16 protein-coding genes are annotated in these 23,895 nt (G+C 73.3%); 6 read left to right on the top strand and 10 right to left on the bottom strand.

Annotated elements, in window-relative coordinates:
- Positions 1–93 precede the first annotated feature (93 nt).
- Positions 94–2,949, bottom strand: coding sequence for an ATP-binding protein (locus tag ACIBO8_RS20155; protein WP_396116775.1), 2,856 nt, complete (start codon positions 2,947–2,949; stop codon positions 94–96).
- Positions 2,950–3,078: 129 nt separating this feature from the next.
- Between ACIBO8_RS20155 and ACIBO8_RS20150 the strand changes: the two genes are divergently transcribed.
- Positions 3,079–4,866: a thiamine pyrophosphate-requiring protein gene (locus ACIBO8_RS20150; protein WP_396116774.1), complete on the top strand. Its 1,788-nt coding sequence runs from the start codon at positions 3,079–3,081 to the stop codon at positions 4,864–4,866.
- Between the two features lie 30 nt (positions 4,867–4,896).
- Here ACIBO8_RS20150 and ACIBO8_RS20145 read toward each other — a convergent pair whose 3' ends face one another.
- The 3 genes from ACIBO8_RS20145 to ACIBO8_RS20135 form a co-directional block, all read right to left on the bottom strand.
- Complete coding sequence (locus ACIBO8_RS20145; protein ID WP_396116773.1) at positions 4,897–5,376, bottom strand: SRPBCC family protein; 480 nt, start codon at positions 5,374–5,376, stop codon at positions 4,897–4,899.
- Complete coding sequence (locus tag ACIBO8_RS20140) at positions 5,373–5,696, bottom strand: ArsR/SmtB family transcription factor (RefSeq protein ID WP_396116772.1); 324 nt, start codon at positions 5,694–5,696, stop codon at positions 5,373–5,375. The genes ACIBO8_RS20145 and ACIBO8_RS20140 overlap by 4 nt, the downstream gene beginning before the upstream one ends.
- Before the next feature lie 83 nt (positions 5,697–5,779).
- Positions 5,780–11,248, bottom strand: a complete 5,469-nt coding sequence (locus tag ACIBO8_RS20135; RefSeq protein WP_396116771.1) for a biotin carboxylase N-terminal domain-containing protein — start codon at positions 11,246–11,248, stop codon at positions 5,780–5,782.
- Positions 11,249–11,580: 332 nt separating this feature from the next.
- Between ACIBO8_RS20135 and ACIBO8_RS20130 the strand changes: the two genes are divergently transcribed.
- Complete coding sequence (locus ACIBO8_RS20130; protein WP_396116770.1) at positions 11,581–11,763, top strand: hypothetical protein; 183 nt, start codon at positions 11,581–11,583, stop codon at positions 11,761–11,763.
- Positions 11,764–11,917: 154 nt separating this feature from the next.
- Here the strand turns inward: ACIBO8_RS20130 and ACIBO8_RS20125 are convergent, their stop codons facing one another.
- Entirely contained in the window at positions 11,918–12,409 is a 492-nt protein-coding gene (locus ACIBO8_RS20125) for a GNAT family N-acetyltransferase (RefSeq protein WP_396116769.1), read from the bottom strand.
- A 14-nt stretch (positions 12,410–12,423) separates the two neighbouring features.
- Complete coding sequence (locus tag ACIBO8_RS20120; protein ID WP_396116768.1) at positions 12,424–13,167, bottom strand: hypothetical protein; 744 nt, start codon at positions 13,165–13,167, stop codon at positions 12,424–12,426.
- 384 nt (positions 13,168–13,551) lie between these two features.
- On the opposite strand from ACIBO8_RS20120, the gene ACIBO8_RS20115 reads away from it, so the two are divergent.
- A complete protein-coding gene (locus ACIBO8_RS20115; protein ID WP_396116767.1) occupies positions 13,552–14,388 on the top strand; it encodes a hypothetical protein in 837 nt (278 codons plus the stop codon).
- Between the two features lie 133 nt (positions 14,389–14,521).
- Positions 14,522–14,950, top strand: a complete 429-nt coding sequence (locus ACIBO8_RS20110; protein WP_396116766.1) for a DUF6188 family protein — start codon at positions 14,522–14,524, stop codon at positions 14,948–14,950.
- On the opposite strand, the gene ACIBO8_RS20105 is transcribed toward ACIBO8_RS20110, so the two are convergent.
- Genes ACIBO8_RS20105 through ACIBO8_RS20090 form a run of 4 tightly spaced genes read right to left on the bottom strand, consistent with a single transcriptional unit; the run spans position 14,930 to position 20,817 of the window.
- On the bottom strand, positions 14,930–15,559 hold the full coding sequence (locus tag ACIBO8_RS20105) for a TetR/AcrR family transcriptional regulator (RefSeq protein ID WP_396116765.1): 630 nt from the start codon (positions 15,557–15,559) through the stop codon (positions 14,930–14,932). The genes ACIBO8_RS20110 and ACIBO8_RS20105 overlap by 21 nt on opposite strands.
- Entirely contained in the window at positions 15,552–17,510 is a 1,959-nt protein-coding gene (locus tag ACIBO8_RS20100) for a biotin carboxylase N-terminal domain-containing protein (protein WP_396116764.1), read from the bottom strand. Before ACIBO8_RS20100 ends, ACIBO8_RS20105 begins: the two co-directional genes overlap by 8 nt.
- An 8-nt stretch (positions 17,511–17,518) precedes the next feature.
- Positions 17,519–19,117, bottom strand: coding sequence for an acyl-CoA carboxylase subunit beta (locus ACIBO8_RS20095; protein ID WP_396116763.1), 1,599 nt, complete (start codon positions 19,115–19,117; stop codon positions 17,519–17,521).
- Positions 19,114–20,817: an acyclic terpene utilization AtuA family protein gene (locus ACIBO8_RS20090; protein ID WP_396116762.1), complete on the bottom strand. Its 1,704-nt coding sequence runs from the start codon at positions 20,815–20,817 to the stop codon at positions 19,114–19,116. The genes ACIBO8_RS20095 and ACIBO8_RS20090 overlap by 4 nt, the downstream gene beginning before the upstream one ends.
- A 78-nt stretch (positions 20,818–20,895) precedes the next feature.
- Between ACIBO8_RS20090 and ACIBO8_RS20085 the strand changes: the two genes are divergently transcribed.
- Both ACIBO8_RS20085 and ACIBO8_RS20080 read left to right on the top strand, forming a co-directional pair.
- The gene (locus ACIBO8_RS20085) at positions 20,896–22,041 is read left to right on the top strand and encodes an acyl-CoA dehydrogenase family protein (RefSeq protein WP_396116761.1); all 1,146 of its coding nucleotides are present in this window, start codon (positions 20,896–20,898) and stop codon (positions 22,039–22,041) included.
- A gap of 73 nt (positions 22,042–22,114) precedes the next feature.
- The gene (locus ACIBO8_RS20080; RefSeq protein WP_396116760.1) at positions 22,115–23,878 is read left to right on the top strand and encodes a hypothetical protein; all 1,764 of its coding nucleotides are present in this window, start codon (positions 22,115–22,117) and stop codon (positions 23,876–23,878) included.
- Positions 23,879–23,895: the final 17 nt, after the last annotated feature.

Below are 23,895 nucleotides of genomic sequence, written 5' to 3'. Positions count from 1 at the left end.
CCGGACCGCCCGGCGCGGCCCGTGGATCAGGCTGCCAGGCGGGTTCCGCGGGCACATCCGTGTGCACCCGTACGCGAAGACCCGTACGTACGCTCAGCGCGCCAGCAGGCTGACCGCGGCGGCGCGGGTGGTGACGCCCAGCTTCGTGTAGATGCGCGACACGTGCGTCTCCACCGTACGGATGCTCAGATAGAGCCGGCCCGCGATCTCGGCATTGGACAGACCGCCGGCGATCAGCGCGGCGATCTCGGCCTCCCGCGGGGTCAGGTCCGCGGCACCCGACACGGCGGGCCGCGCGTCCGGGCGCAGCCGCCGGGCCAGCCGCCGCACCGCCGCGTGCAGATCCTCCGCGTCGGTACGCCCGGCGATCTCCTCGGCCCGCGCGAGGTCGTCCAGCGCCGCCGGTTCGTCGCCGAGGCGCAGCCTCAGGCCCGCCGCGGTGAGCCAGGCGCGTCCGGCCGCGAGGAGCAGCTCCGCCCCGGCCAGCAGCTCGCCGGACTCCTCGGCGACCTTCGCGGCGCGGCCCGGATCGGTGGCGGCCGCCGGGAACACGCTCGCCAGCAGCGCCAGCCCTCGCGACATCCGGTGCCGCGGATCCGCGACGCGGTCGGCCAGATCCGCCCAGTGCTCCGCGGACTCGGGCTCACCCAGCTGGGTGGCGATCTCGCTGAGCACGCTGCAGGCGATCAGCCGGTTGTGCGGGTACAGCGCCGACAGCTCGGGTCCGCCGCCGGCGGCCACCAGGTCGGCCGCCCCGCGCCGCGTCTCCCCGGCGGAGATGCGGCTGAAGGCCAGCATCGCCCGGGCGGTGGCGAGCCAGCCGCGGCTCTCCGCCGCCGCCGCGACCGCCTGCTCGCCCGTGGCGACCGCCGCCGCGTAGTCGCCGGCGCAGCGCAGCAGCCAGCACTGGGTCAGCAGGGCCAGGGCCAAGGGCTCGGCGGCGGCGAGCAGCCGGGCGATGCCGATGGCCTCCTCGGCGGCGCGCATCGCGTCACCGATGCGGCCCAGCCGGGCCTGCATCAGCGCCTGCATGGCGAGCAGGTAGGGCAGCACGAAGCTGTGGCCCACCCGGACCGCGATCCGCCGGCAGCGCAGCAGCCGCCGCAGCGAGTCGCGCGGCCCCTCGATCTCCAGCCCCGTCCAGCACAGCCAGGCGAAGACGTCGAGCTGGCGGCCGATGTCGTGGTCCTCGAGGGTGTCGAGCAGCGCCGTCGCGGGCCCCGGCTGCTCGCCGGCCCGGTCCGCCGGCCCGGCCGCGTATCCGGCCATCGGCCGCATGGCCCGCGCGATCGCGGCCGCCGCACTCTCCGGGACCAGCGCGATCACCTGGCGCAGGCGTTCGTCGGCCTCGCGCAGCTGGCCGCGCATCAGCGCGTAGGTGGCGATCTGGAGCAGCACGTCGGAGTTGTCGGCGTCGGGCCGGCGCTCGAGCTCGGCGGTGAGCAGCGCCTGCGCCTCCTCGTGGCGGCCGATCAGCCGGATGAGGATCCCGGTGAACGCGACCGCGCCGGGACGGGCGGGATGGCCGGTGGGCAGCAGCTCGTCGAGGACGACGCCCATGGTCTGCCGCGCCTCGGCGAGGCATCCGCTCGCCGCCTGCCGTTCTGCCAGGTAGGTGACCAGCTCGGCGCGGTCCGGCAGGCCGGCGCGGGCGGTGTCACCGGGCAGCAGGCGCAGCGCGGTCTGCGTCCATTCGGCCGCGGTGGCGGGGGCCTGGGCGCCGACCGCCCGCGCCGCCGAGATCAGCGTGATGGCCGCCCCGGTGTCGCCGCTGGCCGCGGACCGCGCCACGTGGTGCGCGCGGGCCTGCGGCGGCGCGCCCACCCTTTCCAGGTACGCGGCCGCCCGCGCGTGCGCGCCGAGGCGCCACCCGGCGGCGGCCGACGCGTACACGACGTGCCGCACCAGCGGGTGGCGGAACCGGAACCGCCCGGTGCCCGGCACCACGTGGACCAGGTCGCGTCCCACCAGCTCGTCGAGGCAGCGCAGCACCGCCGGTGGCGGCAGCTCGGCCACCTCGGAGAGCAGGACCGGCTCGCACTCGTCGCCGGCCACGGCCGCGGCGGAGGCCAGCAGGCGGCTGTCCGGCCCGACGCTCTCCCACTCCGCGCCGAGCGCCGCCCGCACCTCCGGGGGCAGGGCCGCCAGCGCCGGGTCAAGGTCGTCACGGGTACGGGCGGCGCCGACCGCCGTCGTACCGCAGCGGCGCAGCGCGTCCAGATACAGCGGGTTGCCACCGCTGAGCCGGAACAGGTACGCCGCGTCGCGCGGGTCGGCGCCGGGGCCGAGCAGACGCGTCACATCCGCCTCGCGCAGCGGTTTCAGGGCGAGCCGGCGGTGGACCCGGCCGGCGGCGTGGCCGGTCGCGAGCGCGGCGGCCAGCCGGGCGGGTGCCTGCGCCGGCCGGTACGCGAGCGCCAGCACCACCGGCCCCGCGGGCGGCCGGCGCACCAGGTAGTCGACGAGATCCGTGGTGGCGGGATCGCACCAGTGCACGTCGTCGAGGATCAGCACCAGCCCCTCCGGCTCGGCACTGATCTCCAGGAGCCGGCGCAGCGCGCGCAGGGTCCGGTAGCGCTCGGCGGCGCCACCCGGGGACGCGGGCCCCAGCGCCGGCCCGCTCCGGAGTCCGTCGAGGATCTCACCCAGCCGGCGCACGTCGTCCTCGGCGAGCCGGGCCCGCAGGCTCTCGCCGTGGCGTCGTACGTGGTCGTCCAGCGCCTCGGTGAGCACGGCGAACGGGATCTCGGATTCGAACTCGGTGGCCCGGCCGGTGAGCGTGACCAGCTTGCGCTCGCGCGCGTGCGCGGCCAGCTCGGCGAGCAGCCGGGTCTTGCCGATACCCGGCTCGCCGACGACCTCGATCACCTGGGCGCCGTCCCCGGCGCAGCGCAGCGCCTCGGTCGCGGTGCGCCACTCGGCGTCCCGGCCGATCATCGTCTGCTCCACGGCGGCCCCCCTCCCGTGTGCTACGGGCCGCCATTCTTGCAGCCGTCGACCACCAGCAGGGGCCCGGGAAGCTTGCCGTGGCGAATACGGGGAAAGCGGGGGAGGGGATTCTGCGGAGGGGGAGCGGGCATGGCGGGCCGTACGGTGTCGGATCTGCTGGTGGAGCGCCTGTCGGCGTGGGGCGTCGACCGGGTCTTCGGCTATTCGGGGGACGGGATCGACGCCGTGATGGGCGCGTTGCGGCGGGCCGGGAAGCCGGAGTTCGTCCAGGCGCGCCACGAGGAGGCCGCGGCGTTCATGGCCGTGGGGCACGCGAAGTACGCCGGCGGCCCCGGCGTCTGCCTGTCCACCCAGGGCCCGGGTGCGGTCCACCTGCTCAACGGCCTCTACGACGCCAAGCTCGACGGCAAGCCGGTGGTCGCGATCGTGGGCCAGCAGGCGTCGACGGTGCTGGGCAGCGCCTATCAGCAGGAGATCGACCTGGTCCGGCTCTTCGGCGACGTGTGCGCGCAGTTCGTGCAGGCGGCGCATGCCCCGGAACAGCTGCCGATGCTCATCGACCGTGCGTTCCGTACGGCGCTGGCGACCCGCAGCCCCACGTGTGTGATCCTGCCGCACGACGTGCAGACCGCACCGGCCCCGGACCCGCAGACGCACCGCCACGGCGTGATGATGACCAGCCCCGGTCTGCGCCCGGCGCGGGTCGTCCCGCACGAGGACGACCTGCGGGCCGCGGCCGAGGTCCTGTCCGCGGGGGAGCGCGTCGCGATCATGGTCGGGCAGGGTGCGTACGGCGCCGCGGACGAGATCGTCGAGCTGGCCGGCCGCCTCGGCGCGGGCATCACGACCTCGCTGCTGGGCAAGCCGGTGCTCGACGAGGCGCTGCCGTACCACACCGGGGTGATGGGTCACCTCGGGACGACCGCCAGCGCGGAGCTGATGCGGGGCTGCGACACGCTGCTGCTGATCGGCACCAACGACCCGTGGACGGAGTTCTACCCGGCGCCGGGCCAGGCGCGCGCGGTGCAGATCGACATCGACGGCCGGCAGCTGGGCGTCCGGTATCCGGTCGAGGTGCCGCTGGTGGGGGATGCGGGGGAGACCGTACGGGCGCTGCTCGGCATGGTTCCCGCCCGCGACGACCGCGCATGGCGGGACCGGGTGGAGGGGTGGGTGCGCCGCTGGAACGAGATCGCCCAGGCACGCGCGGATGCCCCGGCGGAGCCGATGAACCCGCAGTACGTCGTCCGTACGCTCACCGGCCGCGTGCCGGACGACGCCCGCATCGCGGTGGACGTCGGATCGGTCGTCTACTGGTACGCCCGTCACCTGCGCCTGCCCCGCGGCGTGCCGGCGCACCTGTCCAGCACGCTCGCGTCGATGGGGTGCGGTCTGCCGTACGGGATCGCCGCCAAGCTGTCGGCGCCGGAGCGCCCGGTCCTGGTCCTTACCGGCGACGGCGCGATGCAGATGACCGGCCTGGCCGAGCTGGTGACCGTGGCCGCCCGCTGGCGGGACTGGGCCGATCCCCGCTTCGTGATCTGCGTGCTGAACAACCGGGATCTCGCCGAGGTCAGCTGGGAGCAGCGCGAGATGGAGGGCGAGCCGCGCTTCACCACCTCGCAGCAGCTCCCCGACGTGCCGTACGCGGGCTATGCGGAACTGCTGGGCCTGCAGGGCCTGCGCGTGTCGTCACCCGGCGAGATGGCCGCGGCGTGGGAGACCGCCCTCGCCGCGGACCGCCCGGTCGTCATCGACGCCACTGTGGACCCGGCGGTCCCGCTCCTGCCGCCCGGCCAGCCGTTCGAGAAGGTGAAGGGCATGTACGCCGGACTCGCCGCCGAGGAGGGCGACCAGGCCCGCCGCGCGGAGGCCCACCTGCGCCGGGAGCGGGCCGACGAGGGCTACGACGACTGACGCCGTGGACCCGGCCGGCCCGCGAGGTCGTCAGCCGGCGGGGAAGAGGGCGGCGTAGCGGGCGAGGTAGAGCGGCCAGCCTTCCTCGTGCGACACACCATCGCTGATGGACTGCCAGCCCGGGCCGTGCCGGTCGAGGTGGCGGTGCTCGAGCTCGACGCGGGTGCGGTCCGGCGTCTCGGCCACGAAGCGGACCTCGACCTCGCTGGTGTTCTCCGGCTCGGTCTCGACCTGCCATTGCGGGTTGATGTCCCAGCTGAAGACCACCCGGTTCGGGGGTTCGTAGACGAGCACCCGGGCCCAGTGGCACTCGCTGCCGTCCGTCGCCCGGTCGTAGATGTGGCCTCCCACCCTGGGCTCGAACACGGTCTCGGCGAGCGGGGCCCGCAGCAGGTTGTGTTCCGGGGGCTTGAAGTCGCCGAACCGCTCGGTGAACACGGTGAAGGCCCGGTCGATCGGTGCCTGTACGACGATCTGCCGGTGCACCACCGGGGCTGACGTCTCGGTCATGGTTTCTCCTCGTTCGCTTCTCCGGCGACGTCCTGATAGCTGCTCAGCGCGCGGTTCCAGAACATGTCGAGCTGATCGCGCAGCGCCGCCACGCCTGCGGGGTTGAGCCGGTAGACCCGGCGCGTGCCCTCCGCGCGATCGCTGACCAGTCCGGCGTCCTTGAGCACCCGCAGGTGCTGGGACACGGCCGGCCGGCTGATCGGCAGCTCGTCGGCGAGCTCGCCGACCGCGCGGGGACGCTCGGCGAGGCATGCCACGATGGCGCGCCTGGTCGGGTCGCCCAGCGCGTCCCAGCCGTCGTCTGCTTGGTAAGTAGGCACGAACGGTAAGCTACAACTTACCGATGGGGAATGCAAGAAGGGGCGGGACCGAACGGCCCCGCCCCTTCCGTACGCCTCGGGCGTCAGCTGCCCATGCCGCGCTCGATGGCTTCGATGATCTTCGGACGCAGCTCGGCGGCGCTGATGATCGCGTCCACCGACCCGACCTCGACCGCGCGCTGGATGTTGTGAACGCGGTCGAACTCGGCCGCGACCTCGCCGAGCTTCTCCGCGCGCACCGAGGACTGCACCTCGGCGAGGCGGGCGTTGAGCGCCGCGCGCTCGGCGCCGCTGGCCGCCGCGACCTGGGCCTGCAGCTCGGTGACCCGGGGGTCGGTCGCGGTGCGGTTGTTCACGTCGCCGGAGAACACCACCGCCGCGGCCGGGGCGCCGCCCAGCACCGAGGCGAACGAGCCTTCCAGCGCGAGCACCGTCATGGCCGGGTTGAGCGCCTTGGAGAAGACCACGAACGCGCCGCCGTGATAGCGCGAGATCACACAGAACACGATCGGGCCCTGGAAGTTGACGATCGCCCGGCCGATCTCGGCGCCGTACTCCAGCTGCAGCTTGCGCATCGACTCCGGCGAACCGTCGAACCCGGAGAGGTTGGCCAGGACCACCAGCGGCCGGTTACCGGATGCCGCGTTGATGGCCCGCGCGGTCTTCTTCGACGAGCGCGGGAACAACGTGCCCGCGGTGTAGGTGTCGGGGCCGTCCGCGGGCGGGAAGCCCCGCCGGGGCACCGGCCGCGACTCGATACCGATCAGGCAGACGGGCCACCCGCCGATGTGGACGTCCTGCACCGCCGAGGTGTCCGCATCGGCCATGCCCGCCCAGCGTTCGAGGACCGGGTGGTCCTGATCGGACAGGGCGCGCATCACCGTACGGATGTCGAACGGCTTCTTGCGGTCCGGGTTGTGCCGGGCGGAGAAGATCTCCCCGACGGTGGCGAAGTCGCTGCCCGCGATCGTGTGCGGGAAGTCCGACACGTCGCGGTCGGCCGGGTCGCTCGTGACCGCCCGCCGCGGCCCCGCCTCGCCCGGCACCACATAGGTGTGGTCGTAGTGCGCCATCAGTACGTCGCGGGCGGCCGGCAGGTCCGGCGCCCAGTACTGCGCCTGCCCGTTGGGGCCCATCACCCGGTCGTAGCCGCCGATACCGAAGTTGTCCTCGGCCGAGACGCCGCCGGAGAAGTCCAGCGACTGCTTGCCGGTGAGCACCATCGCGGAGTCCGGCGTCATCACCAGGATGCCCTTGGTGTGCATGAGCATCGTCGCCTCGGCGTTCCAGTACGGCTGGGCGCCCACGGTGATCCCGGCGACCACGATGTTGATCTCACCGCCGGACTGGGTGAACGTGACGATGCGCTTGAGCGCTGCCGCGACCCAGTCCATGTTCTCCGTACCGGAGCTCATCGAGATCTTCGCCCCGGCCGACAGCGCGAACCACTCCAGCGGCACCCGCATCTGCTCGGCCAGGTCCAGCGCCGCGATGACCCGCGCGCACTCCGGCTCGGCCAGCGCGCCCAGCGCCTTGGTCGGGTCGCCGAGCAGCACCACCCGGGTCACGCCCTCGGGGTGTCGTGCGGTCGGGGTCGTCACCACGCCCGCCACGATCGCCGCGGTGTTCCTGCCCTTCGGCCGATCCACCGGAACCAGCACGCGCTCGTCGTTCAGGTCGTACTCGCGGAAGTCGCCGAGTAGGCCCGTCAGCTCGTACGGATAGACGTTCCCGCGCCGGGCCGCCCGCAACACCTTCTGGCGGTAGTCGTCCAGCGGCTGCACCAGCTCGGTGGACGGCTCGCCGACGTGCAGCTGGGCGCCGCCGGGCTCGAGGGTGATCCGTACGGCGACCTCGGTCAGCTCCCCGGACGCCCGCCGCTGCCGGGCCAGGAACTGCACCTCCTCCAGGCCGGCGCCCGCCGCGGTCGGCAGGATGCGCTGGACCAGCGCGTTGAGCTCGTCCATGGACAGCTCGGTCGCCGGCCAGACGTACATCATGATCCGGTTGGTGTCGAACCGCTTGTTCTGCGGGCGCTGCGCCTGGATGTTGCGGATCGCGTCGACGGCGGTGGTGATCGCGTCCTCCACCGCCGGCAGCGCGACGAGCCGGCCGTCGGCCTCGCGCAGCGGGGTGAGGTCGCGGACCTGGCCCATGACGATGAGCCGCTCGTCGGCGGGGTTGCTGCGGGCCACCGCCTTGAACAGGTAGATCTCCTCGTCCACCGAGGGCAGCCGGGTGAGGTCGAACTCGCGCAGCCGGTGCAGCTGCAGGCGCTGGGCGATCTGCGGGTGCAGGCCGCGGATCAGGCGGTCCTCGGCGAAGCCCGTGCCGTCGGGGCGGAAGGTGAAGTGGTGGTGCATCGCACCGCGGCTGCCGACGACGGTGACGGTGATCCGGCGGACGGCGGCGGGAAGCGGGTGCTCGGCGAGCAGCCCGGCGAGCCGCACGGCCATCGCGTCGGCGTCGGGCTGGGCGGCCCAGGTGACGTAGAGATCGGCCACCAGCCCGCGATCGGTGACGCCGGCGGCCAGCGTGCCGACCGCACCCACCGCGTCGGGCACCGCGGCGATGTCGACGGCGGTGGTGACCACGCGCGTCACGCCGTTCGAGCCGGTGTGGTCGGCCACGACGAACCGGCACCCGGCCGTCTCGTGGACGGTCACCTCGGACAGCCCGCGGTTGCCGTAGTAGCGCCGGGTCAGCACCTCCAGCAGCGGCGCGTGGTCGCAGCCGGGCCGCCCGATGCGCTGGCCGATCAGCCGTACCAGCGGCTCGGAGCTGGCCACCATGGACTGGATCCGCTCGGTGCGGTCCGGCGCGTCCGGGTGCGCGTCGAGGTGGCGCAGGTGTTCGCGGACCTCGGCGTACACCTTGGCCCGGTTGCGGCGCAGCAGCGGCTGGGCGAACCAGCGGAAGACCACGCCCCGGGCCAGGTCGGACACCGCGGGGAAGCGCACCTGGGTGGCCTCGATGAGGTGCTCCAGGGTCAGGCCGGCACGCTCGCTCAGCTCCTCGGGCGGCTGCGGCCCGGCGAGCCACTCGCGCAGCAGTTCCGAGACGACGGCGACGTCGGCCGACACCCGCTGCTGCGCCAGGAAGATCCGGAAGACCGCCGACTCCAGCTCCGGCGTACGGTCCAGGGCCGTGATGCCGTAGTGGGCGAGCACCCGGTGCAGCTTGGCCTGGAAGCTGCCGGTGACGCCCGCCCGCTCGACGTCGAGGCTCTGCAGGTAGCTGTGGAAATACTCGCGAGGGCTGTGCACCGGGCTGCCCGGCTCGACCTCGAAGTCGCCGCCGGGCTTGTTGCGGCTCAGCTCGAGCAGGTCGGCGAAGACGGTCAGCAGATCGATCTCGCCCGGCAGCGGCCGGCCGCCGAGCTCGGTGCGGGCCGCCAGGTAGCCGGACAGCACGCGCTTGCGGTCCTGCGGATCGACGTCGAAGCCGAGCAGCAGGCTGCGCAGGTCCTGCAGGCCGCGAGCGACCCGGTCGGCCGCGGGTACGCCGGCCGGCTCCGCGGGCAGGTCGATGACGCCCGCCTCGCCGGCGGGACCGGCCGCCGCCTCGTCGTCGCCGTCGGAGAGGGGCTCCAGGCGCAGCAGCGGCGTACCGGTCTCGACCTGGCTTCCCACCGAGACGGGGCACTCCCGGACCCGTGCGCGGAAGGGCGCCCGCAGCACGTTCTCCATCTTCATGCTTTCCAGGACGAGGATCGGCGCGCCGGCCTCGACCTCGTCGCCCACGGCCAGGGGCGTCGCCACCACGAGCGCGGGCGCGGGGGAGCGCACGACGCCGCCCTCATCGCGGCTGATCCGGTGGGTGACGCCGTCGACCTCGACCAGGTGGATCGGGCCGTGCGTCGCGGACACCAGGCGGAAGCGATGCCCGTTGACGAGCATCTGGCCGCTGTGCTCGTCGAACCGCTCGATCTCCACGTCGACGCAGTGCAGGTCGCCGCCGGCCGAGACGCCGACGCGGAAGCGTTTCTGGCCGATGCGGGCGACGTTCACCCGGTAGCTCGCGCCGCGCAGCTTGAGGTCCAGCGGACGGCCGCTCTCGTGCTGCACCTGCGGGCGGCCGCCGTGCGCGGTGGCCAGCAGCCGCTGCCGGCTGACCTCCTCCTCGTCCTGATACGCCTCGATGGCGGCGGCGGCCAGGGCGATCGCGGAGTGCCGGTGGTTGACCAGGCGCCCCTCCGCCCGCACCCGGTCGATCCAGCCGGTGTCGGCGCTCGCGTCGATCACCTCGGGCTGGTCGAGCAGGTCGAGCACGAAACTCTTGTTGGTGGCGCCGCCCTCGATGATCACGGTGGTCTCGGCCATCGCGCGGCGCAGGCGGCCCAGCGCCTCGTCCCGGTCCCGGCCGTACGCAATGATCTTGGCGATCATCGAGTCGAAGGACGCGGGGATGGTGTCGCCCTCGCTGACGCCGGTGTCCACGCGGATGCCGGGGCCGGCGGGCAGCACCAGCCGGGCGATGCGGCCCGGCGACGGCGCGAAGTCGCGGTCCGGGTCCTCGGCGTTGAGCCGGGCCTCGACGGCGTGACCGAGCTCGGCCGGCTGCTCGCCCTCGAGCCGGCCGCCCGCCGCGACGTGCAGCTGGAGCCGGACCAGGTCGGTGCCGGTGGTGATCTCGGTGATCGGGTGCTCCACCTGCAGGCGGGTGTTCACCTCGAGGAAGGCGAACAGCTTCTCGCCGGGGTGGTACAAGAACTCCACGGTGCCGGCGCCCCGGTAGTCGACGGCCAGGGCGAGGCGCACCGCGGCGGCCTTCAGCTCGGCGGCCTGCTCCTGGCTCAGCACCGCGGAGGCGGACTCCTCGATGATCTTCTGGTTGCGGCGCTGCACCGAGCAGTCGCGGACACCCAGCGCCCACGCCGTGCCCTGGCCGTCGGCGATCATCTGCACCTCGACGTGCCGGGCGCCGGAGACGAGGCGCTCCAGGAAGACCACCCCGGAGCCGAAGGCGCGCAGCGCCTCCTGGCTGGTCCGTTCGTACGCGTCGGCCAGCTCCTCGCCCGAGGAGACCTTGCGGATGCCGCGCCCGCCGCCGCCCGCCGTCGCCTTGAGCATGAGCGGGTAGCCGATCTCGTCGCCGAGGCGCAGCGCGTCCTCGAGGGTGGCGACCTCGCCGCGGCTCCACGGCGCGACGGGTACGCCGACCTCCTCGGCGATCAGCTTGGAACCGATCTTGTCGCCGAGCTTGCGCATCGCCTCGGCGCTCGGCCCGACGAACGTGACGCCGATCTTCTCGCAGAGCTCGGCGAAGGCGGGGTCCTCGGCCACGAAACCCCACCCGACCCAGGCGGCGTCGGCCCCGCTCTCCACCAGGGCCCGCTCCAGGACCGCATGGTCGAGGTACGGCCGGGCGGAGGCGGGCCCGAGCGGGTACGTGAGGTCGGCCTCGCGCACGAAAGTAGCGGTGCGATCCTCGTCGGTGTAGAGCGCCACCGTCTCGATGTGCGTACCGGTTTGTGCGGAAAGGTCCCGGACGGCGTGGATGAGCCGCATCGCGGCCTCTCCACGGTTGACGATGGCGACACGACTGAACACCGGCTGAGTCCCCCCACTAGGCACGCGCAGAAGGCGACATCCGGGTCGCGGAGTCGCCTGCTCTGCCTACACCCTCTCGGATAACCACCGGGTACACCAATGTCCCGAACGCGCATGGCTGAGCGTCTCTGTTGTAGGGATCCTACAAAAGCAGTTGGCGCTCACATCCTGTCTCACCCGCCTCGGCGGGCTGATGTCGTGCCTGCGTCAGCGCCTGATCACTGTCCGTCGAGTGGTTGGCGGATCGGTCGGCCCGGGGTCGGATGGTCGGCCGGTGCCGGACTCCTCGGCGGCGTGCGAGATTGGCGCGCGGATCGGCGAGGAGGTGTCAGATGGACGACGCGTTGCGGGCGTACGGCGCCGGCCGCGAGGACGCCTTCGCGGGGCTCCGGGACGCCGGGAAGGCGGAGGACCCGCAGACGGGCCCGGACTACCGGACCGGCTTCCTCGACGGCCGCATCGAGATCTTCCGGATGCTCGCCGAGGTCCGCGAGATTCTCGAGGAGAACGGCTGATCCCGCCGATCGGAGGCGCGTGACAGGCACCCGCCTCCCGGCGAGCCCGGCCGCGGCGAGGCCGGCCAGCAGACCCGGCCCGCGGGCGAAGACCACGCCGAACGCCGGACGCCCCGGCGTCATCGCCGTGCGGCAGCCGCCGGACGCGACGAGGTCAGGTCCGGTGACCGTCCCAGGACTTCCTCATCTGCTGAGTGACCACGCGGTATCCCGCGGTCTCGTACAGGCGGACCGCCGGGTCGTTGTAACCGAAGACGTTCAGCTCCAGCGAGTTCGCTCCTCGCGACCGTGCCAATTCCTCAGCTGCCTCCAGCAGCGCCCGTCCGTAGCCCGCTCCACGATGGGCTTCCCCGACCTCGAGGAAATACAGAAAAGCGCAGTCCGGTACGCCCCGGGGATGCGTGAGCCCCAGCCACACCGCGCCCACGGGTGTGCCGTCCGGCCGGAGAGCCCGCAGGAACACCATGCCGGCCGTGGCCCGGCCCTGCGGCAACAGGGCGCGGCGAGATTCGTGCGCCCGTTCGAGCGCTTCCTCCGCGGGCCAGTTACCGCCGGCCACCTGCGACGCGGCCAGGAAACGAGTGGACTCCTCGTACCAGTCGTCGAATTCGCGTTCTTGCATCTCGCGGACGCTCACCTCGGGCACGGTCCTTACTCCTCCTACTTGCCCGCGACCTTGCCGAGGTCGACGATCTTGTCCGCCGCCGGTGCCTGGATGTCGGGGAAGGACCTGCCGAAGTCGCTGAACACCAGAACGGAGCCACCCTTGCCGGTCAGCTGCAGCGGGTACGGCTCGCCGGTCGTCGCGACGTAGAACACGGAGTCGGGATCGCCGGCGTCCGTGAGGCCGATGGCCGGAACGCCGCCGACCCTCTTCTGTGGTCCCTTGCTGAGCGCCCCCGTGGGCTCGAGGAACTCGTCGGCGGAACCGATGGCGAACAGGTCCGCGAACGAGCGGTCCTGGTCCGCCCCGGCGACCCAGCGGTCACCGAAGCTGCGGGCCAGGACCTTGCCTTGCCGGGCATCGGTCGACATGGTCCAGAACTGCTCGTTGGGCCGGATGTACTTCTTGCCTCCGACGGCCAGAAGTTCGACCTTGGCCTTGCCGAAGGACATGACGCTGGTGAAGTCCGGCCCGTCCACCTTGAGGTCGATCGCGGTCTGCTGGCCGCCCTGGTCGAGCTTGCCCTTCGCCCGGTACGACTTCGCGCCGGCGAGCGCGGCCTTGGCCCGCCGCAGGATCTCGTCCGCGCTCAGCGCCGCGACGCCCGTACCCGTGGGGGCCGGGGCCGCGGCGGACCCGGCGGCCGGCGCGGCCGTTCCGGTGTCGTCCTCGCAGCCGGCGAGCGTGGTGGCCGCGAGGGCCAGCGCGATCAGAGCGACTGTGGTGCGCGTGCTTCGCAAGACGTCCCGCCCCCGTGATGATCAGGTGTATCGATGAGTGACGACAGTACCGTGCTCCTGAGCGGGACCGAGGAGGCGTCATGGCCGGAACCACCCTGCGGCTCCTTCGGCCCCCATGGCAGGGCGCCCGCACCTCCGGCGTGCGGGAGCACGACGGCCCATCGGCACCGCGGCCGAATGGGGCATCCGTTCCTTCAACCCCGACGCCGTACGGACGACGACGCAGCCGCTGCTCGACTGGCTCGCCGCGATCGGCTGCTCGCGGGTCGCCGTCCACTTCTGCACTGAGTCTCGGCTCCGCTACCTCGCTGCACCCGGAATGCACCCGCGATGCACTCAAACGATCAGAAGGTGGACAGCCCGTCCTCGTGATCGGAGTTGTGCATGTCAGAAGGCGAGTTCCACGCCTACATCGGCCTGCTCTTCATCAGCGGCCTGGTGCTCTCCGTGCTCGCCGTTCGCGGGTTCGGGTTGTCCACGGGCGCCCGGGTCGTGGACGGACTGTTCAGCGTCGGGTTCCTGGGCTACGCGGTGTACCTCGTGGTGGCGGAGCCGGACGAATTCTGGGTCTTCTACTACGCGTTCGCGGCGCCGATCTGGGCGGTCGTTCATGTCCGGCGCTCCCACAAGGCCGCGCGAGCCGCCCGATTCGCGGCGTTCACGGCCCAGCCGGCCAGGCACAGCGCCGGCTTCCCGCAGGCGGCGGCGCAGGCGGGTGGGTACGGCACGGGTTTCCCACCGCCGCCGGCGGCGGCGCAGGCGGGTGGGTACGGCACGGGTTTCCCACCGCCGCCGGCGGCGGCGCAGCCGGTCGGGTACGGCACGGGTTTCCCACCGCCGCCGGCGGCGGCGCAGGCGGGTGGGTACGGTGCCGGCTTCGCACCGGAGGGTTCGCAGCCGGTCGGGTACGGTGCCGGCTTCCCGCCGCCGCCGGCGGCGCAGCAGCCTGTTGCTGCCGACGGTGCATATCCCGTTCACGGGATGGCGGCGCCGTATCCCGGTGCGGAGTCCGCCGGTCCCGCCCCCGTCGCGCCCTACGGGTCGTACCAGGATCTTCCGTCCGGGCTCCCGGGGGCGGTACCCCCGGCGCCCGTGTCCGCGACCTACGAGCCCACGCACGCCGCGAACCAGTACCCCGCGCCCGGCACCTACGAGGGCTACCCGCAGCACGCGGCCGGGGAGCACGGCACGCCCGGACACTGGCAGTCGTACGGCGTGTAGCCACTCCGGAAGGCCACGCGAGCCGGCGCTTCACGAATCTCTCCGGAGCCGTTAAGGCTCTCTTATGAAACCCCCCGCTACGGTCCCGTCACCAGTTCGACGAGCCGACGGAGGCTTTCTCATGTTGCCAGTCATGGTGGCCGATATGCGGGCCGGGCGGCGTCCGCGACGTCCGCGGTCGATCGACGTGCTGATCGGGCGCAAGGTGGAGTACGTGCGGCTCGGCCATGCCGTCGTCCTCAGCTTCTCCGGCGGCCCTCAGGTGCTGGTCGAGACCGTCGCGCACCTGGACGCGCCGGGCGGGCGGGTCGACGTCGAGCCGGGCGAACACCCGTCCGACGTGCTCGCCGTGCTGCTTGGCGACACTGTCCGGGCCGCGTGGACGCTCGACGGGGGCGAGCTGCGGATCGTCTTCTGCAGCGGGGCGGAGCTGTCGGTCGGCGCCGACGCCGACGTCGAGTCGTGGGCGCTGGTCGGCCCCGAGGGTGTGCTCATGGTGTGCCTGGCGCGCGGCGAGCTGGCCGTGTGGGGCGACACGACGTCAACCCGGCTGGTTGCCTGACCGGAGGGAACCGGCCGGCAACGCGGCCGCGAGCTGGTCGGACCAGGCGCGGACCACGCGGGCGCGGCGGCGGGAGTCGTCGGTGAGGACGTCGGCCAGGGCCAGGCCGCGGGCCAGGTCGAGGGTCACCTGGATGAGGCCGCGTACGCCCGGGTCGCTGTCGTCGACCCGCAGCAGGCGTACGGCGCGCTGGTGCACCCCGCGGGCGAAGCGGCGTTCGAGGGGTACGACCGCGGACCGGAGTTCGGGGTCGGCGGCGGCCACCGTCCAGACCTGCAGGGCCGCCCGGAAGAGTTCGCCGCCGATGGCGTCGACCAGGCCGGTGACGATCGCGTGCACCCGGTCGGGGCCGGTGCCGCCGGGGTCGTCGAGGGCGTCGAGCAGGGCCGCCCGCTCCTCGAACATGTGCTCCAGCGCGGCGAGGATGAGGGCTTCGCGCGTACGGAAATGATGCTGGACCGCCCCGCGGCTGATGCCGGCCTCCGCGGCGACGAAGGCGACCGTCGAGATTTCCCAGCCGTGCTGTGCGAGGCAGCGGATCGTCGTCTCGAGCAGGCGCCGGCGTGTCGCCCGGGACCGGTCCTGCTTGGGGGCGGAGTCGTCAGCCATCGGCGGCCAGCACGGCGAGGGGCGTGTCCTGGCTGACCTGCTGGCCGACGCGGACCGGCAGCTCCGTCACCGTGCCCGCCTCGGGGGCGTGCACCACGTGTTCCATCTTCATGGCCTCCAGCCGCAGCAACGGCTGCCCGGCCGTGACGGTGTCGCCGACGCTGACGTCGACGCGGACCACCGTACCCGGCATCGGCGCGACCAGCGCCCCGGCCGGCGGCTGCGCCGACGGGTCGACGAAGCGGGGGACCCGGCGCAGCTCGGCGGTGCCCTGCGGCCCGTCCACCACCACGCGGTCGTCGAAGCGGCCCACCGTCCAGCGCCGGCGGATGCCGTCCTGGTCCAGCACGACTGCCTCGGCGGTGGCGTCGACCAGGGTGACGCCGGCGGTGCCGGGCACCTCCAGGCCGTCGCGGCCGAAGCGGTAGCGGACCTCGAGCTCCTGCTCGCCCGCGGCGTACGTGCGGCTGCGGTAGCCGACCGGGATGTTGCGGAATCCGCTGCGCACGGCGCTCAGCAGCGGCCCGCGCTCCCGGGCGGCGTCGGAGAGCGCCGCCACCAGGGCCGCCAGGTCCAGGTCAGGCCCCTTGCCGTCGGTCAGCGCGGCCGGCGGGTGGTCGCTGTAGAAGCTCGTGCCGGCGGTGCCGGCCCGGAACTCCGGGTGGAGCAGGCTCGCGACCAGCAGGTCGCGGTTGGTGGTCACGCCGTGCACGCGGGCGCGGCGCAGGGCGGCGGCGAGCTGCCGGGTCGCGGCCTCGCGGGTCGGCGCGTACGCCACGACCTTGGCGAGCATGGCGTCGTAGTGCGGGCCCACCACGCTGCCCTCCTCGACGCCGGAGTCCAGGCGGATGCCGTCGGCGCCGGTACGCCCGAACCGCGCCGTGACGCCGGGGACGTCGAACGTGACGACGGTGCCGGTCTGGGGCCGCCAGTCGTCGGCGGGGCTTTCGGCGTACAGGCGGGCCTCGACGGCGTGGCCGGTCATGGCCGGCTCCGGACCGGTGAGCGGGCGCCCCTCGGCGATGTCGATCTGGAGGGCGACCAGGTCGGTGCCGGTGACGCACTCGGTGACCGGGTGCTCCACCTGCAGGCGGGTGTTCATCTCGAGGAACCAGAAGTTGCCGGCGTCGTCGGCGAGGAATTCCACCGTGCCGGCGCCGAGGTAGCCGACCGCCGCCGCGGCCTCGCGGCCCGCGGTGAGCAGGCGGTCGCGCAGGTCGCCGCCGATCCGGTCGACGAGCGGGGCCGGGGCCTCCTCGATGACCTTCTGGTGGCGGCGCTGCAGCGAGCACTCGCGCTCGCCCAGCGCCCACACCGTGCCGTGCGCGTCGGCCAGGACCTGCACCTCGATGTGGTGCCCCGAGTCCAGATAGCGCTCGCAGAAGACCTCCGGATCGCCGAAGGCGGCGGCGGCTTCGCGGGCGGCGGACGCCACGGCGTCCTTCAGGTCGTCGAGGGTACGAACGATGCGCATGCCCCGCCCGCCGCCGCCCGCCGCGGCCTTGACCAGCACCGGCAGTTCGGCCTCGGTGATCGTCGCCGGGTCCAGCAGCTCCAGCACCGGTACGCCGGCGACGGCCATCCGCCGCTTGGCCTCCACCTTGGACGCCATCGCCGCGATGGCGGACGGACCGGGGCCGATCCAGGTCAGCCCCGCGTCCTGCACGGCACGGGCGAAGTCCGCGTTCTCGGACAGGAAGCCGTATCCGGGGTGGACGGCGTCGGCGCCGGCACGCAGGGCGGCGTCGATGACGAGGTCGCCGCGCAGGTACGTCTCGGCCGCGGTGACACCGGGGAGACGCACCGCGCTGTCCGCCTCCCGGACGTGCGGGCTGCCCGCGTCGGCGTCGGAGAAGACGGCCACGGTGGCCAGGCCCCGGCGCCGGCAGGTCGCGAAGATGCGGCGGGCGATCTCGCCGCGGTTGGCCACCAGCACACTCGTAACGGTCATGGCGAGGCTCACATCCGGAAGACGCCGAAGGCGTCGGTCCCGCGGACCGGCGCGGTGTGGACGGCGGACATGGCGACGCCGAGGACGTCGCGGGTGTCGCGGGGGTCGATGATGCCGTCGTCGTAGACGAGGCCGGAGAGCACCATCGGCATCGCCTCCGCGGAGATCTGCTGTTCGATCGCGTGCCGGACCACCTGCGCACCGTCCTCGTCGAAGGGCTTGCCCTGGGCCAGCGCGGACGCCTTCGACACCAGGTAGGTGACATCGGCGAGCTGCTGGGCGCCCATCACCGACGACCGCGCGCTGGGCCAGGAGAAGACGAACCGCGGATCGTACGCCCGGCCGCACATGCCGTAGTGCCCGGCGCCGTACGAGTTGCCGACCAGCAGCGAGATGTGCGGCACGGTGGAGTTCGACACCGCGTTGATCATCATGGCGCCGTGCTTGATGATGCCGCCCTGCTCGTACTCCTTGCCGACCATGTAGCCGGTGGTGTTGTGCAGGAACAGCAGGGGAGTGTGCGACCGGTTGGCCAGCTGGATGAACTGGGCCGCCTTCTGCGCCTCGGCGCTGAACAGCACGCCGCGGGCGTTGGCCAGGATGCCGACCGGGAAGCCGTGCAGCTCGGCCCAGCCGGTGACCAGCGAGCTGCCGTAGCGGGGCTTGAACTCGTCGAAGTCGCTGTCGTCGACGATCCGGGCGATGATCTCGCGGGGGTCGAACGGGGACTTCAGGTCGGGCGGCACGATCGTGAGCAGGTCGTCGGCGGCGTACCGGGGCGGTCGGGGCGTGGCCGTGACCGGGCCGGCGGCCTTGCGCCAGTTGAGCCGGGCGACGATCCGCCGGCCGAGGCGGATGGCGTCCTGCTCGTCCACCGCGTAGTGGTCCGCCAGGCCCGAGACGCTCGCGTGCATCGCCGCGCCGCCCAGGGACTCGTCGTCGGACTCCTCGCCGGTGGCCGCCTTGACCAGCGGCGGCCCGGCCAGGAACACCTTGGACCGGTTCTCGATCATCACCACGTGGTCGCTCATGCCCGGCAGGTACGCGCCGCCGGCCGTCGAGTTGCCGAAGACCAGCGCGATGGTCGGGATCCCGGCGGCGGACAGCCGGGTGAGGTTGCGGAACACCGCCCCGCCGGGGATGAAGACCTCCTTCTGCGTGGGCAGGTCCGCGCCGCCGGACTCGACCAGGCTGATCACCGGCAGCCGGTTCTGCAGCGCGATCTCGTGCATCCGCAACGTCTTGCGCAGCGACCAGGGGTTGCTCGCGCCGCCCTTGACCGTCGGATCGTTGGCGATCAGCAGGCACTCGGCGCCGCTGACCAGGCCGATGCCGGCCACCACGCTGCCGCCCACGGTGAACGGCGAGCCGTAGCCGGCCAGCGCGGCCAGCTCCAGGAACGGTGAGTCGGGGTCGAGCAGCAGCTCGATGCGCTCCCGGGCGGTTAGCTTGCCGCGTGCCCGGTGCCGGGCGGCCGCCTTCTCGCCCCCGCCCGCGACGGCCGTGGCGGTCTCGGCGGCGATCTGCTCGAGAGCGTCGAGCATGGCCTGCCGCGCGGCGCGGGCCTCCTCGGTGTCCGGCTCGACGGCGGACCGCAGGATCGTCACTGTTCCTCCTCGCCGGCCGCGGCCAGCAGCGATGCGGGGATGTCCACGTGCCGCGACCGCAGCCACTCGCCCAGCCCCTTGGCCTGCGGGTCGAACCGGGCCTGGTCGGCCACGCCGCGTCCGAGCAGCCCCTCGATGACGATGTTGACAGCCCGGATGCCCGGCAGCCGGGTGATCCGCACCGGCAGCCGCGCCGCCTCCGGCAGCAGTTCCCGGACCTTGCGCTCGGTGATCAGCGCGGCGAGCCAGGGGTACGCGGCGTCGTCGCGTACCCAGACGCCCACGTTGGCGTCGCCGCCCTTGTCGCCCGAGCGTGCCCCGGCCACGGTTCCCAGCGGCAGCCGCCGTGACGGTTGCGCCTCGTACGGTGCGGGGCCGGGCGGCGGGCCGGGCAGGGGCTCCAGCGGCCGGGTCACCGACGGCGGATCGATCCGCACGACGCTCCCGTCGTCCAGGACCACCTCGTGCTCCGCGACGCTCTGCGGCACGAAACCCGCGGTGAAGATTCCGTACGGGTGGGCGCGCCCGGGTGGTGCCGTGCTGAAGAAGCCCGGGTACGACGCCAGCGCCAGTTCGACGCCGCTCTTGCTGAACGCCCGGCCGACCAGCTTCTCGTCGGGGTCGCGGGCGACGACGGTGAGCAGCGCGGACGCCTGCTGCTGGGTGGGCGCGTCCGGACGGTCGAGCCGGGCCAGGTGCCAGGTGAGCTCGGCCGGCTCGGCGGTGCGGGCGGCCTCGAACTGGCGGCGGAACAGCGCGGCCTTCGCCTCGACGTCCAGCCCGGTCAGCACCACGGTCATCTCGTTGCGGTAGCCGCCGATCGAGGTGCGGCAGACCTTGAGATCCGGGGGCGGGGGCTCACCGCGTACGCCGGTGATCTCGACCCGGTCGGGACCGGCCTGCCGCAGCGACACCGTGTCGAGGCGGGTGGTGACGTCGGGGCCGGCGTAGCGGGCGTCGCCCACCTCGTACACGAGCTGGGCGGTGACCGTGCCGACGGTGACGGCGCCGCCGGAGCCCGGGTGTTTGGTGATGACGCTGGACCCGTCGCGCCGGATCTCGGCGACGGGGAAGCCCGGGTGGACGGGATCGGCGATCTCCCCGAGGAACGGGTAGTTGCCGCCGGTGGCCTGGGTGCCGCACTCGATCACGTGACCGGCCACGGTGGCCCCGGCGAGCGCGTCGAGATCCGTACGGTCCCAGCCGAAGTGGGCGATCGCCGGCCCGACCACCAGCGAGGCGTCGGTGACCCGCCCGGTGACGACGACGTCGGCGCCCGAGGCGAGCGCGCGGGCGATCCCGAAGGCGCCGAGGTACGCGTGCGCACCGAGCGGCGACCCGAGCCCCAGCGCCCCGGCCCGCGCGGTGAGGTCGTCGCCGCGCACCATCGCCACCTTCGCGGGCAGGTCCAGGCCGCGGATGGCGGCGACCAGCCCGGGCGGGTTGACGCCGCCGGCGTTGCTGACGATGCGGACGCCGCGGTCCAGGGCCAGCCGCAGGCAGTCGCGCAGCTGGGCGAGGAACGTCCGCGCGTAGCCGGCTGCCGGGTCGGCGGCCCGGTCCCGGCCGAGGATCAGCATCGTGAGCTCGGCGAGGTAGTCGCCGGTGAGGACGTCCAGCTCGCCGCCCTCGAGCATCTCGCGCATCGCGGCGAGCCGGTCGCCGTAGAAGCCGGAACAGTTGCCGACGCGCAGGCTCATGGGGGTGACATTGGCACAGCGGGCGAAAACAAGCAAGCGTGCTTGTTTTTGGCCGCGGCGCTTCGCTACGGTCGGCGGATGCGGCTCAACGAGGACCATCGCGCCTTCTCCGACAGCGTCCACCGGTTCGTCGACACCGAGGTCAACCCGCACGTCGACGGGTGGGAGGCGGCCGGGCAGGTGCCGCTGCACGACCTGTTCCCCAAGGCCGCGGCGCTCGGCCTGCTCGGGCTGGAGTACGACCCGGCGTACGGCGGCGAGGGCGCCGACCACAGCTTCCAGCTGGTCGCCGCCGAGGCGTACGGGCGGATGCACGCGAGCGGCGTCGGCATGGCCCTCGGCGTCCAGGCGATGATGGCCACCCCCTCGCTGCACGAGTACGGGTCCGAGGAGCTGAAGCAGCGCTACCTCGCACCCGCCGTCGCCGGCACCGCGGTCACCGCGATCGCCGTCACCGAACCGGACACCGGCTCGGACGTCGCGCGGCTGCGGACCCGGGCCGTGCGCGACGGCGACGACTGGGTCATCACCGGCCGCAAGGCGTACATCACCAACGGGGCCCAGGCCGACTGGCTCTGCCTGCTCGCGCGCACCTCCGACGAGGGCGGCTACCGCGGGATGTCGCAGATCGTCGTGCCGACCGACCTGCCCGGGTTCAGCGTCGTCCGGACCTTCGACAAGCTCGGCAACCGCTGCTCGGACACCGCCGAGCTGGCGTTCGACGGGGTGCGCGTACCGGTCGCCAACACCATCGGCGAGGCCGGGCGCGGTTTCCAGCAGCAGATGCGGCAGTTCGTCACCGAGCGGGTGTTCGCCGCGTACACCACCGTGGGCCAGTGCCAGTACGCCCTCGACCGCACCCGGGAGTTCATCCGCGACCGTACGGTCTTCGGCACCCCGCTGGCCGACCGCCAATACGTCGCGTTCCGCCTCACCGAACTGCAGGCGGAGGTGGACCTGCTGCGCAGCCACAACCTGATCACCTGCGAGGCGCTGATGGCGGGGGAGGACATCACCCGCCTCGCCACGGTGGCGAAGCTCAAGGCGGGGCGGCTGGTCCGCGAGGTGGCCACCTGGTGTCTGCAGTTCCACGGCGGCATGGGCTACCTCGAGGACACCTGGACGGCCCGGCTGCTGCGCGACAGCCGGCTCACGTCGATCGGCGCCGGTGCCGACGAGGTGATGCTGCAGGTGCTCGCCCGCCTCGACGGGCTGCCCGCCTAGCAGGCCCCGGGCCGGCTGACTCGATTTCGGCGGATCTCCTTCGGCCCGCGGGCCCGGTCGGCACAGTCGTGTCATGTCCGAGAACCGCCCCGTCTCCCGCCGTACCGTCCTCGCGGCGGCCGCGACCGGCGCCGGGCTGGCGGCCGTCGGCGGCGGCCCGTCGCTCGCGGCCGGGCCGCCCCTGCGACCGGTCAGCATGGCCATGCACATCCACGGCCCGTTCAGCGAGGGCATGGCCAGCTACGAGGCGCACCTGCAGCAGGCCCGGCAGCACGGCGTGGACCTGGTGTGGTGGACCGACCACGACTGGCGCATCGCCGCCCACGACTATCGGCGCGTGGTGCGGTTCGACGACGTGACGGAGCTCGAGAAGGGCCTCGCCTGGACCTGGACCCAGCGCACCGACGGCGCGCTGTCCATCGCGACCGCCGGTTTCGGGGACGGCGCGCTGCGGCTCTCGGCGGTCGGCGCGGCGCCCGAAGGCGGCATCCTGTGGGAGGTCGGGTCGGCGTGGAACTCCACGTACTCGACCTGCATCGCGGACACGGTCCTGGGCCTGGACGTGTTGCCGGAACGCGCGGGTCCCGGCGCCGCGCTGCTGCTGGAGATGAGGCTGTCCTACCACCCCGCGCGCGGCGGCCGGCCCGCCGGCGAGTACATCCTGCAGTACCGCATCGGTGCCGCCGCGGAGCCCGGATACACCACGACCGACCTGCTCGGCGTCGTGGACGTACCCGTGGCCTCCGGCCTGTGGAACCGGCTCACGCTGCGGCTCGCCGACGACATCCGGCGGCTCTGGCCCGACCTGGTCGCGGTGGACAACAGCATCCGCGAACTGCGGGTGGGTGCCGCCGCCGGCGCGGGCCTCGAGGCCGGCTTCGTCGTCGACCGGCTCACCTTCACCCGCGAACGGCGCGCCGGGCAGGCGGGCGAGGACCTGCGCGAGGAGGTCCTGGCGAACTACGACCAGGAGTACGCCGACGTCAAGCACTACCGCGCGTACGAGATCTCCCTGGTCCGCCACCTCAACTGGTACGGCGGCGACGAGACGCTGCCGGCCTTCCCGTCCCCGCCGGAGCGCGACGACGACCCGGCGGCCACCGCGGCGATGATCAAGTTCCTGCACGCCCACGGCGGCATCGTCTGCTGGAACCACCCGATGGACGTGGAGACCCGCGAGAGCCTCGCCAAACTCATGATCGACCGCGACAAGCTCGGCGCCGACCTGATCGAGATCGGCCGCGACCCGCAGGAGGACCTGCTGTGGGTGTACGACGTGGCGGCCCGCAACGCGCTCTTCTTCACGGCCGTGGGCGCGAGCGACGACCACGACGGCGACGACTGGCTGGCGCAGACCGAGCGGTTCCTCACGTACGCCTGGGCTCCCACCCGCCGGCGCGGCGACGTCCTGCCGGCGTTGCGCCGCGGCGCCGCCTGGTTCGCCGACCCGCTGTACTACCGCGGCTCACTCGATCTGCAGGTCGGCGACCGCGACGCCATGGGCGCCGTCCACCTCACCAAGGCGGCCAAGGTGAAGGTCGACGCCGTGGCGACGGACCTCCCGGCCGGCTCGGTTCTCGAGGTCGTCACCGGGGTGACCGATCTGGCCGGCGCCCGCCGGCTGACCCCGGCGGTGAAGGTGCAGCGCCTCCCGGCGGCATCCCTGGCGTCGGGCCGCTACCGGCTCACCGTGAAGCCCGGTTCCGGGGCGTACGTCCGCACCCAGGTCCGGCTCGCCGACAACCGGCTCGTCGCCGCCTCCAACCCGGTCTGGTTCCTGCCGAAGGCGCCACCGCGCGGCATTCCGGCGGACCGCAAACGGTGGCTTCCCGCCTGACTCCACGCGGTGGCGGG

The sequence above is a fragment of the Actinoplanes sp. NPDC049681 genome (genome assembly GCF_044465265.1).
In the GTDB taxonomy this organism is placed as follows: Bacteria; Actinomycetota; Actinomycetes; order Mycobacteriales; family Micromonosporaceae; genus Actinoplanes.
This window is presented reverse-complemented; position numbering and strand designations above follow the sequence as displayed.

What these genes read in the sequence shown, in the direction of transcription:
- ACIBO8_RS20150 (WP_396116774.1), top strand. Translation starts at nt 3,079, where the DNA reads ATGGCGGGCCGTACGGTGTCGGATCTGCTGGTGGAGCGCCTGTCGGCG.
- ACIBO8_RS20145 (WP_396116773.1), bottom strand. Translation starts at nt 5,376, where the DNA reads ATGACCGAGACGTCAGCCCCGGTGGTGCACCGGCAGATCGTCGTACAG.
- ACIBO8_RS20130 (WP_396116770.1), top strand. Translation starts at nt 11,581, where the DNA reads ATGGACGACGCGTTGCGGGCGTACGGCGCCGGCCGCGAGGACGCCTTC.
- ACIBO8_RS20115 (WP_396116767.1), top strand. Translation starts at nt 13,552, where the DNA reads ATGTCAGAAGGCGAGTTCCACGCCTACATCGGCCTGCTCTTCATCAGC.
- ACIBO8_RS20110 (WP_396116766.1), top strand. Translation starts at nt 14,522, where the DNA reads ATGGTGGCCGATATGCGGGCCGGGCGGCGTCCGCGACGTCCGCGGTCG.
- ACIBO8_RS20105 (WP_396116765.1), bottom strand. Translation starts at nt 15,559, where the DNA reads ATGGCTGACGACTCCGCCCCCAAGCAGGACCGGTCCCGGGCGACACGC.
- ACIBO8_RS20100 (WP_396116764.1), bottom strand. Translation starts at nt 17,510, where the DNA reads ATGACCGTTACGAGTGTGCTGGTGGCCAACCGCGGCGAGATCGCCCGC.
- ACIBO8_RS20090 (WP_396116762.1), bottom strand. Translation starts at nt 20,817, where the DNA reads ATGAGCCTGCGCGTCGGCAACTGTTCCGGCTTCTACGGCGACCGGCTC.
- ACIBO8_RS20085 (WP_396116761.1), top strand. Translation starts at nt 20,896, where the DNA reads ATGCGGCTCAACGAGGACCATCGCGCCTTCTCCGACAGCGTCCACCGG.
- ACIBO8_RS20080 (WP_396116760.1), top strand. Translation starts at nt 22,115, where the DNA reads ATGTCCGAGAACCGCCCCGTCTCCCGCCGTACCGTCCTCGCGGCGGCC.